Below are 22,143 nucleotides of genomic sequence, written 5' to 3'. Positions count from 1 at the left end.
ATAGTTTATTTTGGGGGTAAATCTTTACCGCAAAAATAAACATTATTCCGTCACATTGAACCTATTGCCGGCGATATTCTTTAGGTGACATGCCAGTGTGATGCTTGAAATACTTACCAAAGAAGGACTGGTTGGCAAAATGCAGCTCGTCCGCAATTTCCTGAATGCTCATTTCGGAAGACTTCAACAAGGCTTTGGCTTCCAAAACTACAAGACTATCAATCCATTCGCCTGCCGTCTTTCCACTGATTTCTTTCACTACGGTGGAGAGGTGCTTGGCGGTGAGAAACATCTTATCGGCATAATAGGACACACTTCGCTCTTCTTTATAAGACTCTGAAACGGCACGGATAAAGCGCTCGAACAAGTCTTCCTTCCTGCTTTTGGGAATGCGTTCCTGAACGACATGTCCTTGATAAATGTTATATATCTCATAAAAAAGGGCCAACAGCAGCCCCTGAGTGATTTCCTTACGAAAAGGGTTGTCTTTCAGCTTCACCTTGCTCCAAAGAAAAGAGTGATACTCCTGAAATGATTGGGATTCCTCCGGAGTGATGTGGACAAAAGGCCGTTCCTTAATCATAAAGAACATAGGGAAAAGCTGCTGCATGGTAGGTATCACCATATCCATAAAGTCCTTTGAAACAGCAATGAAAAGTCCGGAAAAATCTTCGGAGCGTTCCCGTTGCAGAACAATCTGGTCGGGAAGAATAATGCCCAACATACCTTCCCGCATTTCACATTGCTGCAGGTTGAGTTCCAGTTTGCACCACCCTTTCAAACAGACAGTCAGGCAAGCAGCATTCAAACGGGTGGGATAAGAGCTCAAAGGCATATCCTTGATGTCATTAAAAATAGCAAAATCATTGCCGATGAAATCAATCATCGGCAAATGATGTATCTGGGAAATGTCTACATTCCGTATTCTCTTAGTATCCATGGTTTTTGTGCTTTGGCGACAAATGTAGGACTATTTTGCGGAATTTAGCTCTAAAAATTCTTAAATGGAAACTTTTAGTTCATTATCTTGAAACCGATAAAAAAGGTTCTCGGCTGCGTCGGTCCGTAGAAATAACCCGCATCGCGGAATTCCCCTTTATCCAGGTCTTTCTGGAAACTGTTAAAGATATTCTGTACACCCGTATTCAACTGAAGCTTGATATGGTCGTGAAGCACAAACGTATAGTTCAACTTCACATTCAGATCCAGAAATTGGGGAGTATGCTCCATGCGGTCTGAAGTGATATTACAGAAGGCACCCTCGGGAGCATCTTCCGGTGCGTAGTGCGGAACAATCATCTTTCCCGTATAAGTGCCGGAAAGAGAGAAATCAAAATTCTTTACCGGTGCGGAAGAGAAAGTGAAGTACCCGTAATAATCCGGTGTACGGGGCATGCGCTTAGTGGTAAGGTCTTTTCCGTCCACCTTTGTCCAAGCTTCCTCATGGGTATAGCGGCTGCGCTGTGCCGTAAATCCGAGTTGGAACTGCGCCTCCTTACCATGGGCAATCCTCGCATCCAGATTGGCACCATATACACGTGCACCGTTTCCGTTGCGGCGCTCCTTAATAACATCCCCTACTTCGTTCTTGCCGATATCTTCGAGCACAAAGACATGGCGCAGGTCTGTATAGAAACCTTCCACCAGAATGTTTGCCTGCCAGTGCCCCAAATGGGCAGTCCAGTCTACCGAACCGCTGTAACTGTTGGAACGCTCTTCACGCAGATTGTCGGACAGTTTGATTTGGACACCCTTACCGCCTACTGCCGTTACGTGCAAGTCCTCATCGTATGCCTGCGGAGCACGGAAACCGGTAGAATAAGTCAAGCGTGCCTGAAAATCATCTGTCGGCTTGTAGAGCAGGTTGACGCGAGGACTGAAAATAAGCTTGTCAATCAGGTTGTGCTTGTCCAGACGGGCGCCGACCAACATGGTCAGTACATTCATTTTCCACTCATTCTGCACGAAAGCACTGGCAATGCGGACATCCTGCTCCATGTCACGATGATAGCCGGTCATAATGTCATGCAGGGAGTTGTTCTGATATTCCAGTCCGCCGGTGAAGGTAGCGGGAGCAAAGAAACAGTTGTCCATATTGCCTACATACATGCCACCGGCAACCCAAGTCAAGTCTTTCGTCTTGCCGTAGGCATTCATGTCCTTTTGGGCACCATAGTAACTGTTGCGATCGGTGTGCTGGATGGAGGTGTAAGCTGAAATCTTATGCTTGTACTCTTTCCAGAATAAATCGTAGCTCACGCCTCCGCTATTGATGATATGCTTGGTCTGCTCGGTAATGTCCGTCTCATGCGGCTGCAAATCAAATTTATTACCTCCGCGACGAAGTTCGTTAGTAGTATGGTATTCCAGATTGATGCGGCTGAAATGCGTAGGACGGTAATAGGCACGGAAACCGAAGGTATTCATGTTCAGCTTGCCCAGCTCGGAAAAGCCATCGCCATCGCGGTCGTAGGGGTTACGGTTGCGGTAACTCTCATAAAGGGCAATGCCGTAGGAGTTATCTTTGGCAACCAGCGATACATTGCCACCCATATATTGCTCCCAGGACTTGCCGTCCATATTGGAGAACATACTCGATACCTGGAAGGAATTGTTGATGGGATCTTTGGTTATGATGTTGATGGTGCCTCCCACAGCATTAGCTCCAAACAAGGCAGAGCCTCCGCCACGCACCACTTCTACCCGTTCAATCATGTTCACGGGGATTTGCTCCAATCCGTACACACCGCTCAATGCACTGATGATGGGACGGCTGTTTATCAATATCTGCGAATACGGACCTTCCAAGCCATTGATGCGCACCTGGGGGAAACCACAGTTCTGGCAGTTGTTCTCCACACGCAAGCCCGACTGGTAGTTCAGTGTCTTGGCAAGGTCGGTGGAGTTGACCATCTCGAACAATTTGGTACTCATCACATTCACGACTACCGGAGCTGCCTTGCGGCTTACCTCGTTGCGGTTGGCAGATACCACCACTTCATCGGTCATAAAACTCTCCTCTTCCATCGGGAAATGTATGACGGCAGTAAAGTCCTTGCTCACCGTCACTTCCTTCTCTTGGGTCTTATAGCCCACGGCAGACACACGGAGCTTGTATTTTCCCGCCGGAAGCTTGCGGAACTCAAATTGTCCTTCTTCATTGGAAACCGTTCCCTGACCGCTGCCGATAATCAAAACCGTGGCATACGGTATATTTTCCTCCGTACCTTTCACTATCACATGGCCGGAAATCATATTGCCTTCCTTTATAGGATTTACGGCAAAAGCTACGCTGGCACTTACCACTGCAAGTACCAACGCCAAAATGTATTGTTTCATCAAATTAGCGCTCTAAATAAAAAAATAATTCAAGTCTGAAAAAAGATAATAATCCGACATACCGCACTTCTTTCACTGAAATACCGGACATTCGAGACTAAAACACCTGGTATCTACATGCAAAAAATCCAGGCGTTTTTAAACCTAATGACTATGAAAAAAGAGCGGGAGGAGCGCGAAGGGAAAGAGTACGTATAACTTCCCCCTTTACAGTAGGCGTTGCCGGTTTGGCTCTGAGCATGGACAGCAAAGGACGCATCGGGTGCTGAACCTCATACACATCCACCCCGGAAGAGTGGAATACCGACAGATGCCCGATAACCAGAAGGGAAGTCTGAGAGTGAGAGTGTGTGCCATGAAAAGGGTGCGAGTGCGTTATCATCACCCCATTCACATAATGGACGTGAGTGAACGCAGTGATACTTGCCTGGTACATGATAAACAGTACCAGCAAGCTCAATGCACCTATAATTTTTTTCTTCTGCTTCACGTCCAAAAACTTATACTATAGATTTTGAGCCGCAAAGATAGTGAATTATTCTTTAACTTTGCCAAACAAGAACTCATAATCACGCTTGGAAGCCGGAGCCGCCCACTCTTCGGGAATAAACTTCCACTGATTCAGCGCACGCGGTTCAATCACCTTCTTCTGCTCAATGTACTGCATCAGATAATAGCGTAAGTCCTTATCCGTAGAGTGGATGATGCGCTCCTTCAATTCATCCTGCGAGATGCCGGCCCCCTTTGTCAGCAATTCGCCGCCACCGTTTCCGCGATAAGAATTCACCGCTACCTTATACATTTTATCCATATCGAACGGAGTACCGTCTGCCATACTGAGAATGGCTACCTTCTCGCCATCCGGCTTGGTCACATCCACCGTGTAGATAATACCCGCCGCAGAATCGAAGTTGAAGCTGAAATTCTTGAATGAAGCCCTATCCGTAGCACCTTCGCGGCGCTTCTCACGGAAGAGAAGGATATGGTCGTCCGGAGACTTCATCCGATTGGTCCACAAATCATACGACATCTCCAAGGCATCGCGTATCTCCTTTCCCGTCAGACGCATGGTGTAAAGCATATTTTCATACTTATACAGATTGAACATATCGTTCACAAAAATGTCTCCTTTACGGATTTCCGTATCATAGGACAAAGGAGCTGCAAAAGAAATATCCGCTCCGCTGATTGCCAACTGCAACTCATGAATAAGGTCTATAAAAGCGGAAGAGCCGAAATAGGCAGGACGTGTGGAGATGGTCTCGGTAAAAGAACCTATTTTCTTGGAAACAAAATTCTGCACAGCTGCATATTCGGGGGCAAAGCGCTGCATGAACTCTTCGCTGACACCGTAGTCTTTCGTATCGGACAGTATGCCGTCTATCTTCTTGCCAACAACCTTACCGTCACGCAATTTCAAGGTTATATCCACATTACTAACAACGACACCGTTGCTGGCAGGGTCCATCACCAGTACCGAGTCACCAACTATGTTGCACACCCTCTTGCATTCGCGAGCATGGTCATGGCCCATCAGGACAATATCGAATCCCGGCACATTGCATGCCACTTCCACCGAAGCGTTTTCGCGATACTTGCCTCCCATCAACTGGGCATCCTGACCGGCATGGAACATACCGATAACCAAATCCGGCTTTTCCTGCTCACGGATAATCTTCATCCATTTGCGGGCAGTCTCCTCCATATCGTCGAAACGCAACCCTTTCCACAGATTCTCTGAAAGCCATACGGGAATGGCAGGAGTTATCATACCGAGAACCACAATTTTCACTCCGTCACGTTCCAGCACCTCATAGGGTTTGAAATGGGTTTCTCCGGTAGCAATATCCACAATATTGGCACCCAATATCGGAAAACGGCAATCACCTGCCCAACGGTCGAAAACGGCACGACCGGTCTCTACATCATGGTTACCCATATTACCGGCATCATACCCCATGAAATTCATCATCTCTGCAGTCAGATGGGGAGCAACAGTATCTATGTAATTATAGTAGTAGGCAGTGGGCTGTCCCTGCAGAATGTCGCCATTGTCCAAGAGAATCAGGTTTTCGCCATAAGTCTCACGCTCTTTTTGCACCAAAGCATGCACGCGTGCCAGACTGCCGGTTGCCTCCCGGCGGCGTATAAAGTCGTAGGGATAGTAGTTTCCGTGTATATCACTGGTCTGTACGACTTTCAGTTTCACCTCTCTTTCCTGCGCAGGCAGTATGCTTGTCAGGACAAAAATCCAGATAAAAAAACAACTAAATCTTTTCATTATATTTCCTTATTTCTTGTCAGTCCTTATAAATTCATGGGATGGGTAAATACAAACCGCGCTCCATCCGTATAGGCAGGATCTATCCAAATTTCACCGCCCCACTTCTCAACGGTCAGCTTACAGATGGACAAGCCCAAGCCGGTTCCCTGCACATATTCGTTCAGCTTCTCGAAACGTTCGAACACCCGTTTCTGTTTGTCCAAAGGAATGCCGCAACCGGTGTCAGTCACCGAAAATACTGCTACATTCCCTGCTGTATCCAGTTCCAGCTTCAAGGTTATCGTACCTTCCTTTGTAAACTTGTCCGCATTGGAAAGCAGATTTATCACAACCTGCTGTAAACGCTGCACGTCCGTCCGCATCTCCACCACCTCACGTTCACACTCAAATAGGAATTGATTGGTCGACCTACGTGCCTGGGCCACGGAAGCTACTACCTGCTGGCATATCTGCACTACATTGCAGCTCTCCAAAGAAAGGATGACGCGGTCGGCCTCCAAACGGGACACATCCAATATGTCATTAATCAGCCGAAGCAGCAAATCAGAGTTGGTCCTGATAATTTCAAAATAGCCACGCTGTTCTTCTTCCGAGGCTCCTCCGGCAGACAGCACGTCCGAGAAGCCCACAATCGCATTCAATGGCGTACGGATTTCGTGGCTCATATTGGCAAGGAAAGCACTCTTCAGGCGGCTGGATTCTTCAGCACGGTCCTTTGCCTCTCGCAAAGCACCTTCGGATACCTCCAGTTCATCCTTCAACTTCTTTGTATGATAATAAAAATAAAGGGAAACGAACAAACCGCCCAACAGCACCAATAGCACAGCACAGACAGACCAGATATGATACTTGTACTGTTCATAGAAAGAAGGGGTTACATTCAGCATCTTTACCGGTTCCGGAAGGTTGGCAATATTCAGTTCCTTTTCCTTCACGAGCTTGCCGTCCAGTATGGTCTCATTCGGAATGACTTCCATATGAGTATTCCCATCCTGCGGGTCAGTCAGCAGACGATAAGATTGCCTTGCCATCTCCTTGCCCAAAGCACGGTAGGCAGGAACGATGCCTGCCACAGCCCAGTATCCCAAACCTGCAGAACTCAAAGAGAATGTGGGCAAGGCTGGAGCAGCTTCCATCATGGCATAAGTAGCATTACGCATAAAATAACCATCATTCATATCCACGCGCCACGTCCCCATTAATACTGCCGTATGTTCCGGCAGTTCATGTAACCTATCACAAATAGTATATATTGTATTGACACGTCCGTCAAGCAGTATCAGATCCAATTCGGGAAATTTCTTCATTTCCTTCACTACATAGGCTTGCATAGCAACACCACCATAACTGTTGTCTGATATAAAAGCGATATTCTCGGTGTCAGGATACATCTGCTTTACCATGTTAATATTCGCCTCCACATCATACTCATAAACGAAACCGGCCTTGATAGGCGAATCCGGAAAATCCGTGAAAAAATCTACGGATTCAGGCATCCAAGTTTTCAAATCGATGGTATCTCCCGGCAACAATATGGCGTTCCGGCTGGATAGCGCACTCACTACTGGAGTATTGCCGCGTACAGAGTCTTCCAAAGAAAGGTAGGCAGCCCAAGCTTCCTGCCCAATAAGAACAATCAATGCCGGACTTTTATCATTCTGGTATTTGGATAATAGCCCTGCCATTCTCTTTTCCCAAAAAGGAGCTTCGGAAAAACTTTTGCAATTCATGTTTTCCAATGCAACGGTATTTGTCCCTCCTAAACGTTGGAATTCCTCCATAAAGTCAGAGATATTGCTGGAAGTCCGACCGGCATCCGGATTATAGGAGCTGATAATCAATACCGGATGCTCTCCCGTAATTGAGAAAACAGGCAAAAGGCAGCAGAAAAGCGCTACCACGCATGGTAATATTGTACGATATATGTGTTTCAATTGATTGATTCGTTTAATTGCTCCATAGCTTTGACAAATATAGATAAAAGTTGGAACCTAAAGAAAAAACAACAATTGTTTTTTTGTACTTTTACCCCCTATTTATAAAATGAGATACAAAATGATACAAGATTTTCATCGAATGATATCTGCCGTTCTCGGCATATCAGAAAAACAAATAAGCCAGACCCTCGGCTTGCTGGAAAACGGAGCGACAATCCCTTTCATCAGCCGCTACCGAAAGGAAGTGACGGGAGGACTGGACGAAGTGCAGATTGAATCCATAAAGACCCACTACGAAAAGCTGAGCGAAACCGCCAAACGTAAAGAAACCATCCTCAGCACCATTCAAGAACAAGGCAAACTGACCGCCGAACTTCAGAAGCGTATCGAGGAGACCTGGGAGAACACCCTACTGGAGGATATCTACCTTCCCTACAAACCCAAACGGAAAACACGTGCCGAAGCAGCCCGCCAAAAAGGACTGGAACCCCTCGCCACCCTGCTGATGCTGCAACGTGAGCCCCATCCGGAGGAACGCGCCGCCGGTTATGTGAAAGGAGACGTGAAGAACGTGGAAGATGCACTGAAAGGTGCCCGTGACATCATAGCCGAGCATGTAAGTGAAGATGAACGGGCTAGAAACAGCGTCCGGAGTTCCTTTGTCCGCCAAGGCACACTGACCGCCAAGGTGGTGAAAGGCAAAGAAGAAGAAGCGGCCAAATATCGCGACTATTTCGACTACTCCGAATCCTTGCGGCGATGCAGTTCCCACCGTCTGCTCGCCATCCGGCGCGCTGAAGCGGAAGGTTTGCTGAAAGTCAGCATCAGCCCCAATGACGAAGAGTGTGCGGAGCGCCTAGAACGGCAGTTCGTACGGAGCAACAACGCCTGTGGACAGCAAGTAGCAGAAGCTGTGCAGGATGCTTACAAACGCCTGTTAAAACCGTCCATAGAAACGGAATTCGCGACCCAAAGCAAGGAGCGCGCCGACGAGGAAGCCATCAAAGTGTTTGCGGAAAATCTTCGTCAATTGCTACTGGCCTCACCATTGGGGCAAAAGCGTGTGATGGGTATAGACCCCGGATTTCGTACTGGTTGTAAAGTTGTGTGCCTCGATGCACAAGGAAATCTACTCCATAATGAGAACATCTACCCCCACCCTCCAGTCAGCAAGCAGAAGGAGGCATTCGCCAAACTGCAAATGATGATGGAGTCCTATAAAATAGATGCCGTAGCCATAGGTAACGGAACTGCCAGCCGCGAGACGGAAGAGTTCTTGAAGCATCAGCGCTTCAACCGCGATGTGCAGATATTTATCGTCAGCGAGCAGGGAGCTTCCATCTATTCGGCCTCTAAAATTGCACGGGACGAGTTTCCCGACTACGACGTCACCGTGCGTGGTGCCGTGTCCATAGGCAGACGACTGATGGACCCACTGGCAGAGTTGGTAAAGATTGACCCGAAATCTATTGGTGTGGGGCAATACCAGCATGACGTGGACCAGACAAAACTGAAAAAGTCGCTGGACCAAACTGTAGAGAACTGCGTAAACCTGGTAGGTGTCAACCTAAACACCGCAAGCAGCCACCTGCTGACCTATATCTCGGGATTGGGTCCTCAACTGGCACAGAACATTGTGAACTATCGCGCCGAAAACGGTGCCTTCACCTCCCGTAAAGAATTGATGAAAGTGCCGCGCATGGGCGCCAAGGCATTTGAGCAATGTGCCGGCTTCCTACGCATTCCGCAGGCAAAGAACCCGCTGGACAACACTGCCGTGCACCCGGAAAGCTATTGCATCGTAGAACAGATGGCAAAGGACTTGGATTGCAGCGTAGCCGAACTGATAGCCAGCCGGGAGCTGCGTCTGAAGATTAATCCGGAACGCTACCTCTCCCCCACCGTGGGCATGCCGACACTGAAAGACATCCTGCAAGAGCTGGACAAGCCCGGACGTGACCCGCGCGGACCGATAAAGATATTTGAATTTGATAAGAACGTGCGCACCATCAACGACCTGCGCGAAGGCATGGAACTGCCCGGCATCGTAGGAAACATCACCAACTTCGGCGCATTTGTCGATATAGGCATCAAGGAAAACGGACTGGTACACCTCTCCCAACTCGCCGACAGATTCATATCAGACCCTAATGAAGTAGTGTCCATTCACCAGCATATACGCGTAAAGGTACTCAGCATAGATATGGACCGGAAACGCATACAGCTGACAATGAAAGGAGTGGAACAGAATTAGGGATTAAGGATTAGGGATTAATGGTTAATGGTTTCCGTATTAATCCTTAATCTCTAATCCCTTATAATAGTGTCTTAAGATAATTACTGTACCAAGCACTAAAAGTAGTGAACACAGAATGGAGCCTTCGAACCCGAAGGTTCCTCCATTTATCAAATTTTCTTCCGGAAAGTGAAGAATCAGCAGATTCTCATTGCTGAATTCATTTCCACTGACTTTATATCCCAAAACGGAACCTTGAATCCAGTTCCAGAACCAATGCAAGGCAATGGGGAAACAGAGGTTACGCGTATATATATAGGAAGCCCCCAAGAAACAACCTGCCAGCATGATATTCAGAAACGGGACAAAGGCAAAGTTAGGATTGAAAAGGTGCATCAACGAAAATAACACCGCAGAGATAAACAATGCCACAAACTTATTGATGCCTCCATCCAGCATACGCCCTAAAATAAAACCGCGTCCGATAACTTCTTCCGTAACCGCCACAAAAAAATAAAGCAAAAGACTGACCAGCAGAGATATGGGAGAAAACAAGAACCCTACCACCTCCACTGCCCCTAACAGCAAAGACAAGCCAAAACCGACTACATACAAGAACACGACAAACAAAGCTCCTCTCAGCAGGCTCCTGCCCCATCCCTTCAAAGACAAGCCCAAACCCGAAAAAGGAAGCTTCCTAAAGCCCAACACCATACAAGCGGCAATCAGCCCACTGACCAGCATCAAGACTTCATTCAGCATCTGAAAGTAAATGTTTGTTTCACCAACTTCCGTCTTCAACTCCGGAAAAACTAATGCAAAAGGTATGGCAAACAAAAACAGAAAAATCATTGAAAGTACAGCAAACAGTACTATATCAACGAATGCCAACCAAATACTTTTTGCTTTACTTGCTGTAACAAGCCCTTCCTTTACCGTCTCTTCTGTCTCCATTTGTATCTCAATATTGATTAATATCCGACAAAAATAATAATAAAAAGAAAAAACCTCATGTATTCCTGCCGTTTTCTTCCTATATTTGAAAAATCAATCTAGAATCAATAAACATGAAACTAAGAAAAATACTTTTAGCCATTGCCGGACTGGCGTTAATGCTGAATGCCTCGGCACAAAAATCCAAAAGATACTACGTAGCCAAACCCGGTACCTTGGTGGAGCTGATGACTGAAGCGGAAGCTAATGAAATTACCCAACTAACCCTGCAGGGCAAACTGAATGCCATAGACTTCAGGCATCTAAGAGATGAATTCAAGAATCTGCAGCAGTTGGACATCTCGAACGCATCTATCAGCACGTATGCAGGCAAGAACGGAACTTATCCAAACCGTTTTTACGTATATCCTGCCAATTGCATTCCGGCATATGCCTTCTGCAAGCAAATGGACGACAGTACCTTCATTGGCAAGGAGACACTGACTAGGGTTATCCTTTCCGACAAGACCAAGAACATCGAAGATGCTGCCTTTAAGGGATGCAAAAATCTCAAGATATGCCAGATACGGAAGAAAACGGCTCCCAATCTGTTGTCCGAAGCATTGGCTGATAGCGTTACAGCCATATTTGTTCCATTGGGATGCAGTGACTCCTACCGTACCAAAAAGAAATGGGAGACCTTTGCATTCATTGAAGGAGAACCACTGACAGTAAATGTGCAGATTGGTAAAATGGGCAGCCTTGCCAGCGAACTGCTAAGAGCCGGATTTCAGCCCAAAGACGTTAACTTTCTGACCGTTGAAGGTAAAATGGACGAAGCCGACTTCACATTGATACGCGACTATATGCCCAATCTGGTTTCCATCGACATGACCAACAGTAATGCCACTGCAATTCCCGACTATACTTTCACCCAAAAGAAGTATCTGCTGAACGTACGGCTCCCGCAAGAGCTTAGAAGCATCGGACAGCGTGCATTCAGTGGCTGCGGTCGTTTGTGCGGCACGCTGGTGCTTCCTGCTAGTGTAACCGCCATTGAGTACGGAGCATTTATGGGATGCGACAACCTGCGCTATGTGCTTGCCACGGGGAATAAGATTACCACGCTGGGCGACAACCTTTTCGGCGAAAGCCAAGGCAAAATTATATATAAGGAGAAACAATAACCCAGACTATTCCCCGCCTTAATAAGAACAAAGAGACTCTTTTAATAGCAAAAGAAGGTGTGTCAGAATGATAGCTAAAAATCATTCTAACACACCTTCTTCTTTTTTTCAATATCGCACAAGCCTTTATTAAACAAAAAAGATATGAAAGAAGAATCGTTCCATCATGGCAGAAATATTGTTCCACCGTGGTGAAAAAATCGTTCCACCATGGTGGAACGATTTTTTCCTCATGATGGAACGATTTAAAATATGCTTATTTAGTCCTTAGCTTCCGTTATCACTTTGTTGCGTACATACGTGCACGCAACTCCTTGATGTGGTCTGAAGTGATGTATTCGTCATACTCCATCATCTTGTCGATAATACCGTTCGGAGTCAATTCGATGATACGGTTGGCAACCGTCTGAATGAACTCGTGGTCGTGGGATGAGAAAAGGATATTGCCCTTATAGGTCTTTAGATTATTGTTGAATGCCTGGATAGACTCCAAGTCGAGGTGATTGGTAGGTGTATCCAGAATCAAGCAATTGGCATTGCGCAGCTGCATACGTGCAATCATGCAACGCATCTTCTCACCTCCCGACAATACGCTTGCTTTCTTCAGCACCTCCTCACCGGAGAACAGCATACGTCCCAGAAAACTCTTCATGTAGACTTCATTGCCTTCGCCGAACTGGCTCAACCAGTCCACCAGATTCAGGTCTGTATTAAAGAATGCAGTATTGTCCAGCGGCAGGTAAGCGGTGGTGATAGTCACACCCCAGTTGAAGGTACCCGCATCCGGTTTCATATTCTCGTTGATAATCTCGAACAGGGCGGTCATGGCACGCGGGTCGTGCGAAAGGAATACAATCTTGTCTCCCTTCTCTACATTGAAGTTGACGTCGCGGAACAGCACCGTACCATCTTCCAGCGTTTTCGTCAAACCGGAAACTTCCAGAATCTGATTACCCGGTTCGCGTTCGGGCGTAAAGATAATGCCCGGATACTTACGTGATGACGGCTTGATTTCTTCTACATTCAGTTTCTCCAACATCTTCTTGCGGCTGGTAGTCTGCTTGCTCTTTGCCACATTGGCACTGAATCGGCGGATAAACTCTTCCAGCTCTTTCTTCTTCTCCTCGGCCTTTGCCTTCTGGTTCTGCTGCTGACGGAGCGCCAGCTGGCTGGACTCGTACCAGAAGCTATAGTTACCGGCAAAGAGGTTAATCTTTCCGTAGTCGATGTCCACCGTATGCGTACAAACGGAGTCGAGGAAGTGACGGTCGTGGCTTACCACCAGCACCGTATGCTCAAAGTTGGAGAGGTACTCTTCCAGCCAAGTCACGGTCTCCATATCCAAGTCATTGGTAGGCTCGTCCAGCAGCAAGTTATCAGGATTTCCATAGAGAGCTTGCGCCAGCATGACACGCACCTTTTCCTTGTTGTTCAACTCACCCATCAACAGATAATGCTTGTCCTCCTTGATACCCAAACCACTCAACAAGGCGGCAGCATCGCTTTCGGCATTCCAGCCGTCCAGCTCGGCAAATTTCTCTTCCAATTCGGAAACCTTCAGTCCATCCTCGTCTGTGAAATCCTCTTTGGCATACAGCACTTCACGCTGCTTCATGATGTCCCACAACACCGTGTGTCCCATCATCACCGTGTCCATTACCGTAAAAGCATCCCACTTAAAGTGGTCCTGGCTCAAAACGGAAAGACGCTCTCCCGGAGCCAGCATGATGGAACCCGTCGTAGGGTCCAGCTCCCCGGAAATCGTTTTCAGGAAAGTAGATTTTCCGGCACCGTTGGCACCGATGATACCGTAACAGTTACCACTTGTAAACTTCAGGTTTACGTCATTGAACAACACTCTTTTACCAAACTGTACTGAGACATTAGAGACTGTAATCATCTTTATATTTACGATTTATTTATTTACAATTTACTATTTAATACCTATTAGTCTGCGAATTGCGAGTGCAAAGATAGTTATTTTTCCATGAATAGACACAGAGAAGCGCTGTCAATCTGACATAAAAGTATTACCTTTGCAGCGTTTTCGGCAAAAACATCCGTTTTGGCAAAGTTTTTGCTGGAGCACTGATATCGTATTAACTTAAACCCTTAACAGCAATGAAAGCAAAATCATTTTACAAGAATAATAAGCATAACAATATGAATCCGAAAGAAAAAGAAAACAACCAGGAAGAGGAGCTGAAAACTCAAGCTACTCCTAACGAATGTGACGAAGAAACCGTAGGACAAGAAGTTTCACAAGAAAACGAAGCTCCCCTAACAGAAGAAGAAAAGCTCGCTCAGGAACTGGAAAAGGCCAATGAACAGATTGAAGAGCAGAAAGACAAATATCTGCGCTTGTCTGCCGAGTTTGACAATTACCGCAAACGTACCATGAAGGAGAAGGCAGAACTCATCCTGAACGGTGGTGAAAAGAGTATCAGCAGTATCCTACCCATTGTGGATGACTTTGAACGCGCCCTCAAAAACATGGAGACAGCTACCGATGTAGCTGCCGTAAAAGAAGGCGTTGAACTTATCTACAACAAATTCATGTCTGTATTGGGACAAAACGGCGTTAAGGTGATAGAGACAAAGGAACAACCGCTCGACACAGACTATCACGAAGCCATCGCCGTGATTCCGGCACCCAATGAAGCACTGAAAGGCAAAATTCTGGACTGCGTACAAACCGGTTACATCCTAAACGACAAAGTGATCCGTCATGCCAAAGTGGTAGTCGGAGAATAACATAAAACTGTATGGAAAAAAGAGATTACTACGAAGTATTGGAAGTCGAAAAGACAGCAACGGTAGAAGAAATAAAGAAAGCCTATCGCAAAAAAGCCATCCAATATCATCCGGACAAGAATCCGGGCGACAAAACAGCCGAAGAGAAATTCAAGGAAGCGGCAGAGGCATACGACGTACTAAGCAATCCGGACAAGCGTGCCCGCTACGATCAGTTTGGCCATGCCGGACTGGGTGGTGCCGCCGGTAATGGTGGTCCGTTCGGCGGCTTCAGTGGAGGCATGTCCATGGACGACATCTTCTCCATGTTCGGTGATATCTTTGGTGGACACAGTGGAGGAGGTTTTGGCGGTTTTGGAGGTTTCGGCGGAAGTGGCGGCACACAACAACGCCGTTACCGTGGTTCGGACTTGCGCGTCAAGGTAAAACTGAACCTCAAGGAGATCTCTACCGGTGTGGAAAAGAAATTCAAGCTGAAGAAATACGTGCCTTGTACCCACTGTCATGGCACGGGAGCCGAAGGCGACGGCGGCGCCGAAACCTGCCCGACCTGTAACGGTAGCGGCACGGTAATCCGTAACCAGCAAACCATACTCGGCACCATGCAAACAAGAACCACTTGCCCAACTTGTGGCGGTGAAGGCAAAATCATCAAAAACAAGTGTAAGGAATGTGCCGGTGAAGGTATTGTATACGGTGAAGAAGTAGTAACCGTAAAAATCCCGAAAGGTGTCGCAGAAGGTATGCAGCTCTCTATGGGAGGAAAAGGAAATGCAGGCAAGCACAACGGTATGCCGGGAGACCTGCTGATTCTTGTAGAAGAAGAACAAGACCCGAACCTGATACGCGACGAAAATGACTTGATTTACAACCTGCTCCTCAGCTTCCCGACAGCAGCCTTGGGTGGTGCAGTAGAAATTCCCACGATTGATGGAAAGGTGAAAGTAAAAATTGACTCAGGTACGCAACCGGGAAAAGTACTCCGCCTGCGCGGCAAAGGTTTGCCCAACGTGAATGGATACGGCACGGGAGATTTGCTAGTAAATGTCAGCGTATATGTACCCGAAACGCTGAGCAAGGATGAGAAGAAAACATTGGAGGAAATGGAAGAATCTGATAACTTCAAGCCAAACACTTCGATTAAGGAGAAAATATTCAAGAAGTTCAAGAGCCTGTTTGACTAATAACATGGTACATAAAGAAGCCTCCCGATATACAATAAAATATCGGGAGGCTTCTTTGTTTTATCAAAAAAATATTAAAGTTCCAACATCCGCTTCATAAAAGCCTTTATTCCCTCCACATCAGAAGTCTGAGGAGCCCATGAAGCCAAATCCTCTGAGGGTAGAGGCTGATATGGGCCTTTTTTAATTTCAAAAATAACGGTGCCTGACTCCAAGGCAATAATACTATGCCACGTATTAGAAGGAATCTCCAGACCATATTTACCTTCCGAAGGATTGAGGCATACCTTATCTGTTACATTACCGGCATCATCATAAAAAAATGCCAGCAGACTTCCACGCAAAACCAGATAAGTTTCTTCCTTATCTGTATGACGGTGAGGAGGAAGATAAGTTCCTGGCTCCAAAGCATTCAGCAACCGATGAATAGGGGCATCCATAGACGCATGAAAATTATAATTCATACGTAAACGGGAATTCTCCTTGGCTTGTGAAGTAACGGTATCCAGCAGCTCTTCTGTTATCAGCTTCATCATAACCTCAGCAATTGAGCAAACTTGGCAGGAAGTTCTGCTTTACCCGCTTCAATAGACAAACTTTTTCCTTCTTTATCTAGTAATATAGCAGCCTTCTGCGAGGAAGCCAATGAGGCAACTTCCGCCACATTACCAGCAACAAACAAGCATCCGGAAAAAAGAGGGGTAATCACCTTCCGGGTATGCCCTTTCCATTTTACAAACACAGCCTGCATCGGGCAATATGTAGTATATCCCGCAGCATTCAAACGCTGCATCAACTTATGTTCAGACTTAGGTGCTGTGTACAATGCATGCCAGCACATCATATCATTATCCGTCATCATATTGTTTGCTTTTTCCATCCCTTTAATAAATCTTTTACAAATAATATCCATCCCACACTGCCGACACCTGCCAAGAACATGAAGCCGATCAAAATCATCAATTTATTGGGCTTTGCAGGCTTCAAAGGTACCGTAGCCGGCTGGACAACCGTATATACCGGTGTAATCTCCTGCACCTTAGCTCTTGCCATCTGCAATTGTTGAGACACTTGTGTATATACTTGATAGGCTAAATTCATTTCATTCTGTAAACGCTCTTGCTCTGCGCGATAACTCAGTAATATTATATTCTGGTTTGCATCTACAAAATTTGCGTATTTCTTCTGGGCATCCTCATAACTGGCCTTTGCTTCTCCATAAAGTTTTTCGGTAAATGCCAAATCATGACGAGCCTTATTAGTCCGATAATCTGTGATGTAGTTCTGCAGGCAATGCATCACGGTATCCGTCAGCGAAGCAGATATCAAAGGATCCTGCATAGTAACAGACAAGGTTGTCACACCTGTCTTTTTGTCTACGGAAACAGAGATACGTTTACTTAAAGCATCTGCAATGGCAGACTCATCTCTAGTAAGACGAAAAGGATCCAGCTTTGCGTCCCCCTCTTCCGGTTCATCCTTAAACAAAGACAATGTCCATCCTAACACTTTAAAAGGAGCGGAGAAAATTGCACTCCACCAAGGAGAACGCTGTTCTTCTTTCAAATAAGCATATAAAGTCGTGTCTACTTTTGCTTTCTGATCCTTGACTTTAACATCGAACAGTTCAATCAGAAAAGGAGTAGAACTTACAATATCAGGATAAAGTTCGGGTGACAAAGCATCCTCACCAGAAGAAGTGCCCAAATTGATACCCGCCATGGCTGCAAGGGCTCCCATACTTCCACCACCAGATTTGCCACCACTCTCCGGAGCCAATGTCACACTTGTAGAGTACTCCTTAGGAATACTAAATGCAACAACCAGTCCTACAAGAGCAGCGATACCACACGCCTTAAAAACCAATTTGCGACTAGCCCATACTTTCTGGGCCAGTTCTATCAAATCTATTTCTTGTTCCTCAGGTTGTGGAGAGGTTATGTTTTGTATTCTTTCTTCGCTCATAATTCAAATTACTTAAAGAGATTAACCATAGTCGCAATCATCGCTGCAATAGAAGCTGTCGTACTTCCCATTCCCAGAATTTCAGCAGTAGTCATCTTCTTTTTCTGTTCTTTACTTGGAACAATTATTTCACAACCAGGTTCAATGGCTTTCTTGTTCCCTGCTTTTAAACGAGAAACTGTACCATTCATGTATATTACATAGACCTTACGTTTCTTGGCATCATTACCAAAACCACCAGCTTGATTGATGTAATATTTCAAGCTTTCACCCTTTTTATATAAAACTGTATTCGGATACATTACAGCACCGTTGATTTTCACTGTACTTACGTACTCCGGAACAAATAACACATCTCCCTCACGAAGCACCATATCAGCATCTGAACCGGGATTCTTCAAAGCCTCTCCCAGATTTATACCTACAGAATAGGTATCAGACAAATCCAATTTTTTTACAGATATGGAATCTCCACCTCCCGCTTGCGCCATACGCAGGGCATCTTCTTTACGGCGAAATTCTTCTTCGGTCATCCTACGAATAAGACGCGCTCCTTTTACATAAGCATCGGGAGTCACTCCACCAGCCTTAGCTATCAAGTCACTCAAACGTTCATTTTTTTTCGATAGTGCATAATTACCGCTAAAAAGAACTTCTCCTCCCACCATAACATTCTGTTGTTTAAAATAAGACGGACTCTTACGAATATAAACTTCATCAAAAGGTTCAAGATGGAAATCCTGGCTTCCTTCTCCCACCAATAAGCCATCTTTCAAATCAAAAGAGAAATTCTGGCCTACTGTAGTACTGAAAGATGTACTCTTCGTATCTTTCATACGCCGTGCCACTTCAACTTTCGTCGTAGCCGCTGCCTCCAACAAGCCACCAGCCTGCAACACCAAATCCTCTACTGTCATTTTATCAGAATAGAGATATGTACCCGGATTGGCAACTTCACCATGGATGGTAAGTGTAGCTTCTTCCTTCAAATCATGAATACTTGGGATATATAAAATATCATTCTTCTGCAAAGGAATATCTGCAGCCGTCCCGTTCAGCAAACCTTTCACATCTACTTGTATAATCTCATGCGACAAGTCTTCAAGCTCACGATCGATTATAGCACGGTTTAAGAATGCATCTCCGCGAAGTCCTTCTGCTTTCTTAATCAGCTGTTTCACTGTATTCATCGTACCGTCCAACTGATACAAGCCTTCACGATATACAGCACCGCGGACTTCCACACGATTCTCAAAACGTTGTAAAACGGAATCAACCGTTATCTTATCACCGTCATCTACGCGGAATACAGAATAATCCATCTCATCCACATTATAAATTTGATGCTCACGTCCACTTTTACGGATTATACGTAATGCTTTTTTATAAGCATCACCCGTAAAACCACCTGAATACTTCAATAATGTGCCTACGGTTTCAGTGGGTTTCATTTCATAAAACATCGGACGTTTTACCTTACCCAATATCTGTACCAATGACTGGTAAGGATCCACAAGAATTACATCACCATCCTGCAGACGGATGTCATCCTTCATTTTTCCTTTCATAAGTAAATCGTAAACATCCAAATCTGCTATTGTATTTCCATTGCGAATCACTTTAATACTGCGTAAACTACCAATCGGATTCACACCACCTGCACGATATAAAGCATGGAATACGGAAGCAAATGATGAGAGGGTATAAGTTCCGGGCACCATAACTTCACCCATAACGTTTACTTGAATAGAACGTATTTCTCCTAATGTCAATTTAACTTGGGTAGAGGGAACATTTCCAGTTACTCCAGAATATATTCTGGCAAATTCTTGTTTCAAATAATTATTGGCTTCACTTACTGTTTTACCACTCAGATAAACCGGTCCTAAATTATTCACAAGAATACTTCCTTCCGGAGATATTGTTTGTCGGATTGTTGTTTCAGAAGCTCCCCACACATCAATAATCACCTCATCACCAGGTCCCAGACGATAATTCTCGGGAGTAGCAACATTCACATTAGGTTCGAAAGTCAAATTATCGTTAGTAAAAATATTATGACCATAAATTTGCGAAGTCGGATCCCCCGCCCCTTTCTCTTGAGACAAGGAACGATTATCCATCATTTGTAAAGAATCCCCTGCAACATCCGTTTGCCTGGCAGAATACGTTTCCGAAGTTGTACGCAACCCTTTGACTACGCCACTCATTTCACCACGTTGACGAGAACGTTTCTCATCTTGGGTATTGCTCTGCGGACTTCCAGATTTAGAATGTTCATACTTTTTCTGAATTCTTTCAACTTGTTCCCTTGTCACTCCCCGCCGCATTAATTCAGTAGTAATCTGCTTTTGATTTTTACCCATCTGCTGAGCGCTTTTTACATACTGAACAACCTGATCATCTGACATCTGCTGAGCAAAAGCTACTCCTGACAAAGTAAATACCAAAAAGAATAGTGTTATTAATCTACGCATAAAATATTCTGATTAATCTTTTGAGTTCTTGTAATAAATATAAATCGGGCACAAAGGTAATATATTATTTTATAATATACATTTATTCCACTTCTAAGTTTCAGAAAAAGCATTAAAAAGCTGTCATTTTCACGTCTTTTCCTTGGGTAGAAGAAAGTGAGAAAATTGGCACTATTTTTTTCATTAGTCCAATCAAAATAGCCTTTTTTTCGGTATAACTATGTTGCACCAAGGCCAGCACTTCTTCCCGCACATGTTCATAATCATCAACAGATGCCTTTTCACGCTTTATCTTTTCACTGATTACAGAATCCAAAAGCCCATCCCCAGGCCCTCCTACAATGTACACTTCTCCTCCATCCCCCATGACTCCCACTTCCAGGGTGAGCATACAAGCTTCAGACAAGGTCATCAAACAATGCGCATTCATCGGATACATCTCACTCAAACGTACTATGAACATATCAGTTTCCCCTTTGTCGCGTTTCAACCTGCAATAAGATGACTGCACATACATTTCCGCCACACGCTTACTATATTCCATAGCATTCTCCGGATGACGTGCATTAGTTACAGACATCATAACCATACGGGACACTCTATACTTTACCGCCAGGTCCGCAATATTCACTGTTCCCGATATATTCGTTTGAATTGCCTCTGACACAAAATCATCCATCAGTTGTACATGTTTATAAGCAGCAGAATGAAAAACAAGTTGAGGACGTGTTCCTTCAAATATAGCCTCCATACGCGTACGGTTAGCAACATCTGCAACCAATACGCGGACCTCCAGATTCTTCCAATGATCAGACAATTCCAACTGTACATCATACAATGGGGACTCTGCCTGATCTACCAGAATCAACTGATAAGGATTCAGTGTAGCCAACTGGCGGACGATTTCCCTTCCTACAGCTCCCGCTGCTCCCGTAACCATTACTCTACGCCCCTCAATATGGGCCGCAATTTTACGCATGTCAACTTGTACCGGTTCTCCACGAAGCCAATCTTCTATTTGAATGTCCTTTATCAGTCCATCATCCATACAATCGCTTAAGGGAGGAACGGTCATTACATGAATATCATGAGAGAACAGTTTATCCAGCATTCCGGAATTTTCCAAATCCGATACCTTGCTTGGAGAGATAATGATTGTATCCACTTTCTTTTTCTTTAGACGATCAAACAGCTGTTCATCATTGGGATATACCCTGCATCCCATCGTATGTTTACCTATCATATCAAGTTCGTCCGAAATAAAGCCACGCAGGCGATAATGATTATTACGACTAACTCTCAAGGATTTTGCAACATCGACTCCAGTCCCATGGAATCCATAAATAAAAACATTCACGCAATGACGTGCATCAAAAGCAATAGCTTCATAAAGCATCTTCACAGCAATGCGCATACAAACCATCAGAGAGAAAGTAAACATATATGCCATAAACAGAATGCTGTTCGGCAAAGTTTCTTCAAGCCCCAAAACAGACCAACAGAAATTCCCCAAAAACAGTACAACATAGCTTATCGTAAGGCTCCAAAACACACGATAAATATCTACAAAAGAAGAAAAACGGATGACACCTACATAAGTACGGAAAATATGAAAGAAACAGACATTACACAATACAGCCCAAATGGTCAGCCATACATACAAAGAAATTTCATAAGATACGGACGAAAGCCTATATTGCAAAAAACATGCAGAAAGTATGGAAATCACAACGATAATTACATCTACCGACAACACCACCCATTTGGACGCTATGCGTGAAGAAAGATATTTATAATATGTTCTAAAATTCATAATCAGTATCAGACTTTTTGCTATAGGACCTACG

General features: G+C 45.1%; 16 protein-coding genes. 4 read left to right on the top strand and 12 right to left on the bottom strand.

The window, feature by feature from the left end:
* Positions 1–61 precede the first annotated feature (61 nt).
* The 5 genes from ITJ87_RS10570 to ITJ87_RS10550 form a co-directional block, all read right to left on the bottom strand.
* Positions 62–940 (bottom strand): AraC family transcriptional regulator, encoded by an 879-nt coding sequence (locus ITJ87_RS10570; RefSeq protein WP_005827957.1) that lies wholly within the window; start codon positions 938–940, stop codon positions 62–64.
* Positions 941–1,014: 74 nt separating this feature from the next.
* Positions 1,015–3,339 (bottom strand): TonB-dependent receptor, encoded by a 2,325-nt coding sequence (locus ITJ87_RS10565; RefSeq protein ID WP_057258986.1) that lies wholly within the window; start codon positions 3,337–3,339, stop codon positions 1,015–1,017.
* Positions 3,340–3,490: 151 nt separating this feature from the next.
* Positions 3,491–3,829 carry a hypothetical protein gene (locus ITJ87_RS10560; RefSeq protein WP_034525598.1) on the bottom strand — a complete coding sequence of 113 codons (339 nt, stop codon included), beginning with the start codon at positions 3,827–3,829 and terminating at the stop codon, positions 3,491–3,493.
* A 45-nt stretch (positions 3,830–3,874) separates the two neighbouring features.
* Positions 3,875–5,620, bottom strand: coding sequence for a bifunctional UDP-sugar hydrolase/5'-nucleotidase (locus tag ITJ87_RS10555; RefSeq protein ID WP_117966604.1), 1,746 nt, complete (start codon positions 5,618–5,620; stop codon positions 3,875–3,877).
* Between the two features lie 26 nt (positions 5,621–5,646).
* Positions 5,647–7,557 (bottom strand): HAMP domain-containing sensor histidine kinase, encoded by a 1,911-nt coding sequence (locus tag ITJ87_RS10550; protein WP_117601476.1) that lies wholly within the window; start codon positions 7,555–7,557, stop codon positions 5,647–5,649.
* Between the two features lie 121 nt (positions 7,558–7,678).
* Here ITJ87_RS10550 and ITJ87_RS10545 point away from each other — a divergent pair, with 121 nt between their 5' ends.
* On the top strand, positions 7,679–9,814 hold the full coding sequence (locus ITJ87_RS10545) for a Tex family protein (protein WP_117966607.1): 2,136 nt from the start codon (positions 7,679–7,681) through the stop codon (positions 9,812–9,814).
* A gap of 39 nt (positions 9,815–9,853) precedes the next feature.
* Here the strand turns inward: ITJ87_RS10545 and ITJ87_RS10540 are convergent, their stop codons facing one another.
* Positions 9,854–10,750, bottom strand: coding sequence for a CPBP family intramembrane glutamic endopeptidase (locus ITJ87_RS10540; RefSeq protein ID WP_117601474.1), 897 nt, complete (start codon positions 10,748–10,750; stop codon positions 9,854–9,856).
* Between the two features lie 113 nt (positions 10,751–10,863).
* Here ITJ87_RS10540 and ITJ87_RS10535 point away from each other — a divergent pair, with 113 nt between their 5' ends.
* Entirely contained in the window at positions 10,864–11,916 is a 1,053-nt protein-coding gene (locus tag ITJ87_RS10535; RefSeq protein WP_117601473.1) for a leucine-rich repeat domain-containing protein, read from the top strand.
* 280 nt (positions 11,917–12,196) lie between these two features.
* Here ITJ87_RS10535 and ITJ87_RS10530 read toward each other — a convergent pair whose 3' ends face one another.
* Complete coding sequence (locus tag ITJ87_RS10530; protein WP_005827934.1) at positions 12,197–13,816, bottom strand: ABC-F family ATP-binding cassette domain-containing protein; 1,620 nt, start codon at positions 13,814–13,816, stop codon at positions 12,197–12,199.
* 221 nt (positions 13,817–14,037) lie between these two features.
* Between ITJ87_RS10530 and ITJ87_RS10525 the strand changes: the two genes are divergently transcribed.
* Positions 14,038–14,670: a nucleotide exchange factor GrpE gene (locus tag ITJ87_RS10525; protein WP_117601472.1), complete on the top strand. Its 633-nt coding sequence runs from the start codon at positions 14,038–14,040 to the stop codon at positions 14,668–14,670.
* Between the two features lie 11 nt (positions 14,671–14,681).
* Positions 14,682–15,854, top strand: coding sequence for a molecular chaperone DnaJ (gene dnaJ / locus ITJ87_RS10520; RefSeq protein WP_117966609.1), 1,173 nt, complete (start codon positions 14,682–14,684; stop codon positions 15,852–15,854).
* A gap of 74 nt (positions 15,855–15,928) precedes the next feature.
* On the opposite strand, the gene ITJ87_RS10515 is transcribed toward dnaJ, so the two are convergent.
* From ITJ87_RS10515 to ITJ87_RS10495, 5 genes are all read right to left on the bottom strand, one after another.
* The gene (locus ITJ87_RS10515; RefSeq protein ID WP_034523374.1) at positions 15,929–16,387 is read right to left on the bottom strand and encodes a WbuC family cupin fold metalloprotein; all 459 of its coding nucleotides are present in this window, start codon (positions 16,385–16,387) and stop codon (positions 15,929–15,931) included.
* Positions 16,387–16,734, bottom strand: a complete 348-nt coding sequence (locus tag ITJ87_RS10510) for a UpxY family transcription antiterminator (protein ID WP_005836079.1) — start codon at positions 16,732–16,734, stop codon at positions 16,387–16,389. The genes ITJ87_RS10515 and ITJ87_RS10510 overlap by 1 nt, the downstream gene beginning before the upstream one ends.
* Positions 16,713–17,819 (bottom strand): Wzz/FepE/Etk N-terminal domain-containing protein, encoded by a 1,107-nt coding sequence (locus tag ITJ87_RS10505; protein ID WP_005836078.1) that lies wholly within the window; start codon positions 17,817–17,819, stop codon positions 16,713–16,715. The genes ITJ87_RS10510 and ITJ87_RS10505 overlap by 22 nt, the downstream gene beginning before the upstream one ends.
* 8 nt (positions 17,820–17,827) lie before the next feature.
* Complete coding sequence (locus ITJ87_RS10500; protein ID WP_117966612.1) at positions 17,828–20,296, bottom strand: SLBB domain-containing protein; 2,469 nt, start codon at positions 20,294–20,296, stop codon at positions 17,828–17,830.
* Between the two features lie 112 nt (positions 20,297–20,408).
* Positions 20,409–22,109 (bottom strand): SDR family NAD(P)-dependent oxidoreductase, encoded by a 1,701-nt coding sequence (locus ITJ87_RS10495; RefSeq protein ID WP_117966615.1) that lies wholly within the window; start codon positions 22,107–22,109, stop codon positions 20,409–20,411.
* Between the last annotated feature and the right edge of the window lie 34 nt (positions 22,110–22,143).

It is taken from the genome of Bacteroides sp. HF-162, from assembly GCF_015679285.1.
GTDB lineage: Bacteria > Bacteroidota > Bacteroidia > Bacteroidales > Bacteroidaceae > Bacteroides > Bacteroides uniformis.
This window is presented reverse-complemented; position numbering and strand designations above follow the sequence as displayed.